Origin of the sequence: Dickeya parazeae Ech586 (genome assembly GCF_000025065.1) — a bacterium.
Taxonomy (GTDB): Bacteria; Pseudomonadota; Gammaproteobacteria; order Enterobacterales; family Enterobacteriaceae; genus Dickeya; species Dickeya zeae.
The window spans coordinates 2515114-2525943 of record NC_013592.1 but is presented as its reverse complement, the minus strand read 5'-3'; the positions used below and the strand labels follow the sequence as shown (position 1 = coordinate 2525943).

Genomic DNA, 10830 nt, shown 5'->3' with positions numbered 1-10830 from the left:
CGCGGCGTTTTCGTCTGTGTCCGCCGGGTTTTCATCCGAATGCGATTTTCCCCTTGTCAGGCACGGCGTTTCGCCGAGTCATCCTGACCTACATGACGTAATTTTTCGGTGGGCGCCAGCGTGGTGATGGCGCGGCGATTGTTGTTCCCTCACCGCGCTGGCAATGCTATTCCGATATGCAGACTCATGGAGATGAACATGGTAGATAGACTAACACCCTATAAGCTGGCGCCGCTGGCGGATGAGGCGGTAGTGGCGAATTACGTTAAAAACGTCAGCAATTATGTGATGACCAATAACCTGAGCGCCGAAGGGTATAACGCCCTGAACAAGTCGGGCATTCTGCTACAGACGCATGAAACGAAACTATTTGGTCACAATGCGATCTCCGCAGGCAAAGTCATCGGCACGATTCTGATCATTTCCAATCAACTAATGAGCGGGCTGGCGACCATGAAGGCGTGGGCGAAGACGCTGAGTGACGCCACAACATCGGATGCAGTGAAATTCCAGAACGTCGAATGGCTGATCCATCTGCACCTGAATTCACCCTTGATGACCGATTGGGTTATCACGACGGGAGCCGCGAATCTGATCAAGGAGCTGGATACGCAGGGAAAAGGAGCGGTAAAAATCCGTTTTGCCATTGATTGCAGCGCCTGGTTGATGAACCGGGAGCGTGGGAAGCTGGACAATGCCGCCGCGCCTGCCGATGCGGACGCATCGATAGTGAAAGGTAAACTGTCATCGCGGAAGAACAGGCTGAAAACCATACCCTATGGACTGCTGCGATCGTTCGGTTTGCACAAAGCTCTGCTGTTGAACCAGCATCCCCTGAATGCTAGCGACCGTTACCTGATTGTCGATGTGGAACCGGGCGAAGCGCTAATGCCTTATGCAGATACGCCGGATAAAGATATGGTTAGCAACCGAGCGAAGTGTTTTCTTGCTACCTGGGATAAGCTGAAGACTAGCAAAGTGGTCTATAACCGGTTGCAGTGGTTGCCGCATTATGCTGGTACCATGACATCGGAATGGTACAACATGAAATACCCTGATGGTGCACCGATGGATACCGTGAATGGCAAAGATATCCGAATCATCAAGAGCAATGACACCAAACTGAAAGTCGAGCTGGCGGTGAAAGCCTGCATGGATCAACTGACCGCATTTCTGAATACCGCTGGTGCTGCCAGCACTTATCCCAGCGAACCTTTGCTGGGGTTCAGCATAAATGATTATGTGTCTCCGCAGGTGATAACGGTGATGGCGGGAACGACGGCTAAATCGAAGGTGGCGGCTGAGCGGGAGTTCATGCTGGATGGCAAGGCGGTGGCCTATGTGGAGGTGTGCAATGTGATGGGGATCGGCTCCGGTGAAGGACGGTCCCTGGCAGATAATCTATTGGGTAAGAATACGGTCGTGGTCAATGCTGGCACCCGGATTTGGACCTCCTCATGGGGGGCGTTGAAGGATATTGTCACCAGTAAGCTATATTTGGAACGGGTAGAGTCCGGCGGTACGGTCAGCTATGAGGCCAAAGCACGGATAACCATAGGGGATCTGCAGAGGATGGGCGGGGTTTCTGTGGGCGAGGATCCAGAAGAAAAGGTCATCGTTGAGTTCTGAGTGACGCCTGCCGTCGGCGGGGCGGTATAATATTGAGAACAAACCTGTTTGGGCTGTGCGATACAGCCCGTTTTATTTTTTATCGTCGGTTAGTCTGACAAGCGGAACCAGCCGTTCGGGGCGTGTGCTGCTTGGGTACTTTTCAACAGGCAGCAGGGGGAGCACAATTCTACGGTTCAACTGGCCGATAATATCGCTGGTTACATCAAGCAGCAGGGAATAGACGGCGCGCTTCCCGATGTTACTGTATACAGTGGACTGCATTGTTAAAATGTCCTGTACTCATCGCTGAAACAACCGTGTTCATTGTGAAAGCGGTTAAGAGCTTCCAGCGCTTCGTTATTTTCCTTCTGCTACTTCGTTTGCCGGAAGCGGAACGACTCTAGTTGCGGCGCAGGCGGAGGGATACAGCTTTACAGGTGTGGAGATGACTTCACATTACTCTGATCTTGCAAGAGCGCGGCTCAGCAACTGGCGGCCTTGTGGGCAGTCGCTGTTCAACCACATAGCAAAACGCCGCCTCCGTGCAGCGCTTTGCTGACTGAATAGCTTCCCGACTACCCACCTGAACGCGCCGCCCCGCTCGCCTTCATCTCGCAGTGGGTCGCGGCCGTGCGCCTCACTCGTCGGTCGGCGCCAGTTCCCACCCAGCGTTTTCACCGCCGGTGGAGAGCGGATTGTCCTCGTCGGCAGCGGTGGGCAGGTCGGCCGGAGCGAGGGTGTAGCTAAACAGCTCGTGCAGCACCTGCTGCATCGGCGTGTAGTAGATGAAGGCACGGCCGTTAGGCTCGCCGGAGGAGATGATCCCGATCAGATGCCGGTCGTAGGTGACGACTGGTCCGCCGGAGTCGCCTCTGTCGATGCTATTGAACTCGTCCCCGTCGGCGGCCTCGATGTGCTCATAACTCGGTCTCCAAATTCCCGGCGCGAGAGACATGCCTCGCCACACGCAGCGGACGCCGGTGCGCCAACCGCTTGTGCAGAACCGTTCATCCGGCGCGTTCGACCACCCGGTAACAGCAAGTCGCGCTTCCCGCCCGGCACGCAGCATGAAGACCTGATTGTTTGCACGGGGGGTGTAGGTCTGGATCGGATTGCAGAACGCCGCGCTGTGGTGGGTGGCGCAGTACAGCGCCATCGGATTCGGCTGGGGCGAAACCCGCACAAGCTCAATGTCTGAGGCGGCCGACTGCCACACGACGTTGCCGATGGCAGTGGAGGTACCACCCAGGTGGATAGTCGCGTACATCGGCGCACAGTGCTTGGCCAGCACGATCCATCGTGTGGCACGTTGGTACGGCGTCAGTCTGGAGAAGATGCCCGTGGGCACCAAAACCGCCCCTACGGTGCATGATCCAGAGGGAACGCCGACCTTCGAGCCGGAGATGACCGGCAGGGTGCCGCGGTCGGGGTTGCGAGGCGGCACGACGGGCGGGGTTTGCGCCGTGGCGACCGAGGATGCGAGGGTGGCGACAATGGCTATTGCGATGGCTGCCATACGTTTTTGCAGTTGTCGGGTTTTCATCAGGGGGCGACTCCTCTCAGGGATGTTGGGATCGGGGAAGTGGTGGTTTCCGGGATAGCAGGATCTCATCAAGGATATCGACCTCCAGACCGCGGCGCTTCTGGCGGTAGTGGTCGATGGTGTCGCGGGTTACAGCGGCCGGGCTCGCGCCCTTGTTGAATATGCCCATAGTTACTGCCCCCCTTTCTTCCCTTCCGAAGAAGGAGTCTGGCAGCTCACTCGGCAAGGTCTTGTTGACCGGAACGAGCCGCGACATGTTGGGTTCTTGCGGTGGTTTCGGCGCTGTAATACATCCCGCCAAGGCACTGACCGCTACGAGCATTGCTACCGCTAACAGAGAACTTCTCCTGTACTCACGGGAGGGAAATGGTATTTCATTGAAATTGCACTTTCAATGATTTGACATCTTCCCCGCCCTAAAGGGAGAGGATTCCTACAACGTTCAGACCGGAGTCTGATTCGCCTCGGCGGACTCCTGCTTCATCGAGCGGCTTAAAGCTGCCATCTCTCCACAGGTTAACGAGGCATGCCCTGCTGCTCAGGGTTTACGCACTAAAATGAACTGGCGATAATTCATTATACTCAAAACATAAATTCGTAAATTTAGTGGAAAGTATTTTGATGAAAGGACTGATTCAGTCATTTGCTGATTTCCCTGATCCCCGACGTCACGGACAAATACAGCATTGATTCATCGATATGTTAATCATTGCGTTCTGTGCTGTTATCGCCGGTGCTGACTCCTGGACAGATATCGCCAACTATGGACGCTCAAAAGGGGGGGGGAATCCAATTAGTAGAAATAGGTGTACAATAAGACCTTTTGAGATGACTTATGGCCAGCATTAATGTTCATTGCCCCGCTGTGATTCTGCTCTGGTTTATCGTCATGGTAAAAATCCGGCAGGTCAGGAACGTTTCCGGTGTCGTGAATGTCACCGCGTATTCCAACTAACTTACACTTATCAGGCTTGAAAACCCGGCGTTAGAGACCAGATTGTTGACATGGCTTTCAACAGTGCTGGCGTTCGCGATACGGCAAGAACACTCAACGTTGGCATCAATACTGTCATCCGCACATTAAAAAACTCACACCAAAGCGAATAACGTCTTCGCCAGTTGCTCATGCCGATGTGTCACTTATCTGCGAGCTTGATGAACAATGGCGTTTTGTTGGCAGTAAAGCCCACCGGTACTGGCTTTGGTATGCATACAACACCAAAACAGGCGGTATTCTGGCGTATATTTTCGGTCCCCGAACTGATGAAGTTCTGCCGTGAATTATTAGCGTTACTTACACCGTTTTCGCTATTGGCATGATAACCAGCAACGACTGGGACAGCTACGATGATGAAATGTGCCGGTGAAAGAGCCAATTGCACGCCGCAATTGGCTGTGGGCGGGTATGCTGTACAGAGAACGGTTTTAAATAGGAGAATAATTTGAACATCAATGCATTACCACTGGATGCCAACACCAATGGCTGGTCGGCGATGTTGTCGTCGCGAGAAAGCCTACCGGCGTTGCGCCAGTCGATCATCGCCGACTGGCTGGTGATTGGCGCGGGTTACGCCGGGTTGGCGTTCGCCCGCCGGATAGCGGAGAACCGCCCACATGAGCAGGTGGTGGTGGTGGATGCCGTTGATATTGATGACAGCGCGTCCGCGCGGAATTCCGGGTTTGCCATTGACCTGCCACACAACATCGGCAGTTCCACCGCAGAGCTGGAAAAAGCCGCCAGTTATCGGCGTCTGTTGCAGGCAGGGCTGGCGCAACTGGAGGCGCTGATCACCCGTTATGGTATTGCATGTGACTGGAACCGTAGCGGTAAGTATCACTGTATTGTCCGCCCTGAGCTGGGGACATTGCTGGACCAGTATGCTCACGAATTACAGTCGCTGTCAGAACCTTATCAGTTATTACAAGGCGAGAACCTGGCCCGCCAATTAGGCACGCCTTATTACCACGCGGCTATCTATACGCCGAATTGTGTCTTGCTCAATCCGGCGGCGCTGGTGCGGGGGCTGGCGGATAACCTGCCTGATAATGTCACGCTGTATGAGCGCTCGCCGGTACTGGAGATCCAACCCGGCACAACGGTGCGGGTGCGAACCCCTTACGGGAGCGTACAGGCCCGGCAGGTGATGGTGGCGACGAACGGTTGTGCCCGACAATTGCCGATGTTTTCCCATCAGGTGGCAGGATTATCGACATTCGCTACGTTGACTGAGCCACTGACGGCGGAGCAGCAACAGCGCATCGGGAATATTGGTGAATGGGGGATGACGCCTGCAAATGCCATCGCCGGGGCAACGTTGCGTTACACCCGTGATCACCGTTTTTTGATTCGCCAGCATGTCACCTACGTACCGGGTTACACTGTCACGGCAAAATACACGGCAGATATCACGCGGCGGCATCAGGCGATCTTTTTATCCCGTTTCCCACAACTGGCGGATGTGGCTATCGCGCATAGCTGGTCTGGGATGATCGGTGTGACACGCAATGGGGCGCCGACGTGGGGGCAATACGGCGATAACCTGTATGCCGCTTTGGGGTGCAATGGTGCCGGTATCTCGAAGCAAACCATTGCTGGCAGCACGCTGGCGGATCTGGCAAGCGGCGTCGACAATCCGCTGATTAGTGAAATGCAATTACTGGGTAAACCGAATTGGATTCCACCACGTCCGTTGCTGGATATCGGCATTCGTGGCAGCATTCTGAAAGAACGCTGGTTGGGACGAAAGGAATACTAACGAAAGGAATACTACGTTGAACCCCGTCAGGCGTGACGGGGTTTTAGAGCCTATCCCTGTCGGTAATCATAAATTAATAAGACAGGCTGTTTTCCTGTTGAATTTGTAGCAGAATTCTCCTGTAAAGATCTTTCACGCGTTCCCGTTGCTCGTAACCTGAGGCGGCGTAATTATCTAAACCCGGGGCCGCATTAATTTCGATAATATTCCATCGTTGTGCAGCGGCATCCTGACATAAATCACGACATATAATATCAACGCCAGCAACACGCAGCCCTAATGATGCGGTGGCGTTGATGGCTAAAGCAGCAAAACTTTCATGGATGTTTCTGGTAATATCCGATGAGGTGCCGCCGGTGGAGAGATTGGCGTTATCCAGAAGAAATACCTTTTTCCCGAAAGGCAGAACCGTTTCGCGATGTAAACCCAATTGAGTCAGCTTGAGATCAATACGTAGGTCATCAGGATCAATCTCGCTATTGGGACGCCCATGCAGAGGAAGTGTTTGCTGGGCATCGGCCAGCAACTGTTGGATAGTACGGGTGCCATCACCAGAAACAGCCAGTGGAAAGCGTTCGTATGCCGATATTACGGTCTCCCCCAGCACCACAACCCGATAATCACGTCCCAGGCACGGTTGCTCTACCAGCAGTACATCCGTACGAGAAAAAATATTTTCACTGATCATCGCCATTGCCGCTATATCATAAACTTTGGTTACCCATTCTCCCTGGCTAAGATTGTTGGGTTTGACAAAAACGGGAAACCCGAGCTCTTTGGCAAATTGTTTCGCTTCAGCAATGCCTCTTCGCTTTTCCTGTGGCAGTTTTTTATTTAGCTTTTCAGAAAAAAAGGTTTTTCCCCGTGGGACATTAAGTCCTTTTTTTTGCAAAAAATAATTTGTGTAGAATTTATCTTTGGCAATATCTGATGATGCAGAGAGATTAAGGTTGAGATTTCTGTTTTTGAATAGATGTTTCTTTCCGTCAGGGAATGTAATTTCGCCGACAAAGCCGAATTCTGGTTCAAAATCTATCTGAATACCTAATGTGGGTGCTATTTCTGATAGTAACGCAGAAACAAAGGAGTCACTCATTTTATCTCGCTATCGATGATATCTTGCCGATGTTGGCCGGTTGGAAAAACATTATTGCAATGAGATATGAAGGAAAAAATATATCAGAAGAAAATCAGAGTGGTCTTAATCAAAAGTGATACAGAACGTAAAAACGGGTTGGTAAATAAAATTACTTTCGTTGTTAGTAAAATATATATTCATTATTACAGTGACGGGTTCAGCGGTTGTCGGGGCATGTTCACTGCATGGCAGTACGTGATCGAAGTAAAACACGAGTGAAGTAGAACACGATGGAAGCAAAACGCCATTGAAGTAAAAAAGCTTGACCTTCCTGTTACTGGAAGGTGCAGTCTGCCAGTCATTATCACCATTTTTTTGAATGATAACTGACTGGAGGAGAGTGGTATGCGTCGCCGTGAGTTTATCAAATTGAGCGCTATGCTGGGGGCATCCAGCCTGTTGCCCTGGTGGAGCCGTTCCGCATGGGCTGATGAGCGCCCGAGCCTGCCGGTGCCACCACTGCTGGCACCGGATGCGGCAGGCAACATCGCACTGACACTGCAAACGGGCAGTATGCGTTGGCTGGCGGGAATGGAAACCGCTACCTGGGGCATCAATGGCGGATTTTTGGGGCCAGCACTGCAACTGGAGCAAGGCAAGACGGTGACGATGAATGTCACCAATACCTTGCCTGAAACCACCACTCTGCACTGGCATGGCATGGAAATTCCGGGTGATGCCGATGGGGGCCCACAGGCGGAGATCGCACCGGGTGGAACATGGACGGCGACATTCCGGGTTGAACAGCCGGCTGCGACAGCGTGGTTTCATCCACACACCCATGGCGTGACCGGGCGACAAGTGGCGATGGGGCTGGGTGGGCTTATCCTGATTCAGGATGCCGTCAGCCGTGCATTGCCGTTACCTGCTCAATGGGGTGTGGATGATATTCCATTGGTTCTGCAAGACAAGCGGTTGGATGCCAAAGGGCAGATTGACTATCAACTGGATGTGATGTCGGCAGCGGTTGGCTGGTTTGGCGACTTGATGCTGACCAATGGCGCTCGCTATCCGCAGCATACTGCGCCACGCGGTTGGTTACGCTTGCGTATTCTTAACGGATGTAACGCACGTTCGCTAACGCTGGCGGCCAGTGACAGTCGCCCGTTGTATGTAATTGCCAGTGATGGTGGGCTGCTGGCTGAACCAGTGCAGGTGAGTAACCTGACGGTGTTGATGGGTGAGCGGTTTGAAGTTCTGGTCGATGCGCGTGACGGCAAAGCGTTCGATATGGTGACATTGCCGGTGACACAGATGGGGATGCGCCTGCCGCCGTTTGACCAACCCTTACCGGTGTTGCGTATCCAGCCTTCCGCTCAACCGGGGGCGGGCAAGCTGCCAGAAACACTGGCACCATTACCGGCACTGCCATCAACGGCGGGCCTGAAAACGCGCCAGCTACAACTGTCAATGGACCCACGGCTCGACATGCTGGGTATGCAGGCGCTCATGGTGCGTTATGGCATGCAGGCGATGTCAGGGATGGACATGAACGCGCACGGCTCGATGCAAGGGATGTCGCATGATGCTGGCATGTCTATGCCATCGGGCATGGGGCAGCAAGGCATGAGTATGAATCACGGCAGTATGAATCATGGCGCGATGAGTAACGGCAGCATGGATCATGGCAACATGAAGCATAACGGTATGAACCCCGGCGATATGAATCACGGGGCAATGGACCCACAAGCCGGACTCGCACCGCTGGATCTGTTGTCGGCCAATCGTATCAATGGTGTCGCGTTTCAGATGGGGCAGCCGATGTTTGATGTGAAACGCGGCGAGCTTGAAGTCTGGAGTATTTCCGGGCAAGGCGACATGATGCTGCATCCTTTCCATATTCATGGCACCCGTTTTCGCATTCTGTCCGAAAATGGCAAACCGCCTGCTGCGCACCGGCGTGGCTGGAAGGACATTGTGCATGTGGAAGGCGCACGCAGCGAGGTGCTGGTGCAGTTTAGTCACCCGGCACCGAAGGAACGGGCATTCATGGCGCACTGTCATCTGCTGGAACATGAGGACACCGGCATGATGATGTCGTTTACGGTGTCCTGATACCTGAGGAAAAGCGAGGTTCGCTGCGCAACCGCCTCAGGCCTGCGCGTCGGACATCGCTTGTTCCTGTTCAGTGAGCCGTTGATCAAAACGCTCGCGAGCCTGCGCTACTTGCGGCAGATGTTCGACCGTCCAGCGGTACAGCGCCTGAAAGGGTTCTTTCAGTGTGTGGCCCAATGGCGTGATATGGTATTCCACCGCAATAGGCGAAAATGCCAGTACCCGTCGTTCCACAATACCGTTGCGTTCCAGTTTGCGCAGACATTGCGTCAGGGCCTTTTGCGTAATGCCTTCCAGACTGCGCTTGAGATCGTTAAAGCGCAGCGGTTTCTCACATAATGCCCCAAGCACCAGTACCGACCATTTGTCGGCGATTTGTTCCAGCAAAAAGCGGCTGGGGCAGTTAGCGTGGGAGTAAGGGGCGGCGCAAGATTTCAGCATGGTGGTTTCCTTGAGGCTACCTGGTAGCATGAATGTGCCTGATTGACACCAGGTTTACATTGTATACCATCACGGGTTCATGCCCAAGGAGATGATTACATGGCCAATACTGATGTGCTGTTCCGTCCTTTTACGCTGAAAACACTGAAATTAAAAAATCGTATCGTGATGGCGCCGATGACCCGCTGTTTCGCCACTGATGGTATTCCGGGCGATGATATTGCCGCTTACTATCGCCACCGTGCGGAAGGTGAAGTCGGGTTGATTTTGTCGGAAGGTACGGTGGTGGATCGCCCCGGTTCACGTAACCACCCCGGGATCCCGTTTTTTCATGGTGAGCGTGCGTTAGCGGGCTGGCAGAACGTGATTAACGAGGTACACGCGGCTGGCGGCAAGATGGGGCCGCAAATATGGCATGTCGGCTCAGCACCGCTTAATGGTGTTGAGTGGGAACCGGATTACATTGAAAGCCCGTCAGGACTGTTCTCGCCAGAGGTCGAGCGTGGGCATGCCATGACGGAAGAAGACATTGCCGATACCATTTCCGCCTTCGCCCGCGCAGCCGCTGACGCGAAGCGCTTGGGGTTTGATACGCTGGAATTGCATGGTGCGCACGGATACCTGATCGATCAGTTCTTTTGGGGGGAAACCAACCTGCGTACCGATGCCTTTGGTGGCGCAACGGTTAAACAGCGTGCGCATTTTGCCGCCGAGGTGGTGAAAAGCGTCCGTGAAGCGGTCGGACCGGATTTCCCGTTGATTTTACGCGTCAGTCAGTGGAAGCAGCAGGACTACAGTGCACGTCTGGCACCGACGCCGTTGGCACTGGAGGATTGGCTGGCACCGCTGGTGTCTGCTGGCGTGGACATCCTGCATTGCTCGCAGCGTCGTTTCTGGGAACCGGAATTCCCGGATGTAGACGGTGAAAACGGCCTGAACTTCGCCGGCTGGGCGAAGAAAGTCACCGGGGCGGCGACCATTAGCGTGGGGTCTGTCGGCTTGTCTGATGATTTCTTCGGTGCGTTTGCCGGGCAAGGGTCTGGCCCGGCGGGCTTGAATAGACTGCTGGAGCGAATGGAACGCGATGAGTTTGATTTAATCGCGGTAGGGCGGGCACTGCTGACTGACGCTCACTGGGCGGCGAAAGTGCATCGTCAGGAGTTGGATAGCCTTAAAGGGTTCGAACCGGCCTCGCTGGGTCAGCTGGCCTAAATGCCGTCAGACCCCGATCTGTCGGGGTCTGACAGTTGAGTTTGCGGGCATGGCCTTATCGTTATCATCGTGCC

The 10830-nt window shown here is 53.9% G+C and carries 8 protein-coding genes and 3 pseudogenes; 5 read left to right on the top strand and 6 right to left on the bottom strand.

Annotation, left to right across the window (positions count from 1 at the left end):
• The first annotated feature begins 198 nt into the window (after nucleotides 1-198).
• On the top strand, nucleotides 199-1629 hold the full coding sequence (locus DD586_RS11055) for a hypothetical protein (protein ID WP_012884905.1): 1431 nt from the start codon (nucleotides 199-201) through the stop codon (nucleotides 1627-1629).
• A gap of 75 nt (nucleotides 1630-1704) precedes the next feature.
• On the opposite strand, the pseudogene DD586_RS11050 reads toward DD586_RS11055, so the two are convergent.
• The 4 genes and pseudogenes from DD586_RS11050 to DD586_RS11040 form a co-directional block, all read right to left on the bottom strand.
• Nucleotides 1705-1893: pseudogene (locus DD586_RS11050) on the bottom strand (CcdB family protein); the annotation flags it as partial.
• Between the two features lie 2 nt (nucleotides 1894-1895).
• Nucleotides 1896-1982: pseudogene (locus DD586_RS21420) on the bottom strand (type II toxin-antitoxin system CcdA family antitoxin); the annotation flags it as partial.
• A 266-nt stretch (nucleotides 1983-2248) separates the two neighbouring features.
• On the bottom strand, nucleotides 2249-3154 hold the full coding sequence (locus tag DD586_RS11045; protein ID WP_012884903.1) for a trypsin-like serine protease: 906 nt from the start codon (nucleotides 3152-3154) through the stop codon (nucleotides 2249-2251).
• Nucleotides 3155-3170: 16 nt separating this feature from the next.
• Nucleotides 3171-3476, bottom strand: coding sequence for a hypothetical protein (locus DD586_RS11040; RefSeq protein ID WP_041164430.1), 306 nt, complete (start codon nucleotides 3474-3476; stop codon nucleotides 3171-3173).
• Between the two features lie 513 nt (nucleotides 3477-3989).
• On the opposite strand from DD586_RS11040, the pseudogene DD586_RS21705 reads away from it, so the two are divergent.
• Both DD586_RS21705 and DD586_RS11035 read left to right on the top strand, forming a co-directional pair.
• Nucleotides 3990-4512: pseudogene (locus tag DD586_RS21705) on the top strand (IS1 family transposase); the annotation flags it as partial.
• 84 nt (nucleotides 4513-4596) lie between these two features.
• Nucleotides 4597-5910 (top strand): NAD(P)/FAD-dependent oxidoreductase, encoded by a 1314-nt coding sequence (locus tag DD586_RS11035; RefSeq protein WP_012884901.1) that lies wholly within the window; start codon nucleotides 4597-4599, stop codon nucleotides 5908-5910.
• A gap of 73 nt (nucleotides 5911-5983) precedes the next feature.
• Here DD586_RS11035 and DD586_RS11030 read toward each other — a convergent pair whose 3' ends face one another.
• Nucleotides 5984-7006: a cyanophycin synthetase gene (locus DD586_RS11030; RefSeq protein ID WP_012884900.1), complete on the bottom strand. Its 1023-nt coding sequence runs from the start codon at nucleotides 7004-7006 to the stop codon at nucleotides 5984-5986.
• A gap of 387 nt (nucleotides 7007-7393) precedes the next feature.
• Here DD586_RS11030 and cueO point away from each other — a divergent pair, with 387 nt between their 5' ends.
• Nucleotides 7394-9103: a multicopper oxidase CueO gene (gene cueO / locus DD586_RS11020; protein ID WP_012884899.1), complete on the top strand. Its 1710-nt coding sequence runs from the start codon at nucleotides 7394-7396 to the stop codon at nucleotides 9101-9103.
• A gap of 36 nt (nucleotides 9104-9139) precedes the next feature.
• Here cueO and DD586_RS11015 read toward each other — a convergent pair whose 3' ends face one another.
• On the bottom strand, nucleotides 9140-9544 hold the full coding sequence (locus DD586_RS11015) for a winged helix-turn-helix transcriptional regulator (protein WP_012884898.1): 405 nt from the start codon (nucleotides 9542-9544) through the stop codon (nucleotides 9140-9142).
• A gap of 99 nt (nucleotides 9545-9643) precedes the next feature.
• Here DD586_RS11015 and DD586_RS11010 point away from each other — a divergent pair, with 99 nt between their 5' ends.
• Complete coding sequence (locus DD586_RS11010; protein WP_012884897.1) at nucleotides 9644-10756, top strand: NADH:flavin oxidoreductase; 1113 nt, start codon at nucleotides 9644-9646, stop codon at nucleotides 10754-10756.
• Nucleotides 10757-10830: the final 74 nt, after the last annotated feature.

Bases quoted from the DNA above. Each gene is read 5' to 3' on its own strand.
- DD586_RS11055 (WP_012884905.1), top strand. From the start codon at position 199: ATGGTAGATAGACTAACACCCTATAAGCTGGCGCCGCTGGCGGATGAG.
- DD586_RS11045 (WP_012884903.1), bottom strand. From the start codon at position 3,154: ATGAAAACCCGACAACTGCAAAAACGTATGGCAGCCATCGCAATAGCC.
- DD586_RS11010 (WP_012884897.1), top strand. From the start codon at position 9,644: ATGGCCAATACTGATGTGCTGTTCCGTCCTTTTACGCTGAAAACACTG.
- DD586_RS11040 (WP_041164430.1), bottom strand. From the start codon at position 3,476: ATGCTCGTAGCGGTCAGTGCCTTGGCGGGATGTATTACAGCGCCGAAA.
- DD586_RS11015 (WP_012884898.1), bottom strand. From the start codon at position 9,544: ATGCTGAAATCTTGCGCCGCCCCTTACTCCCACGCTAACTGCCCCAGC.
- cueO (WP_012884899.1), top strand. From the start codon at position 7,394: ATGCGTCGCCGTGAGTTTATCAAATTGAGCGCTATGCTGGGGGCATCC.
- DD586_RS11030 (WP_012884900.1), bottom strand. From the start codon at position 7,006: ATGAGTGACTCCTTTGTTTCTGCGTTACTATCAGAAATAGCACCCACA.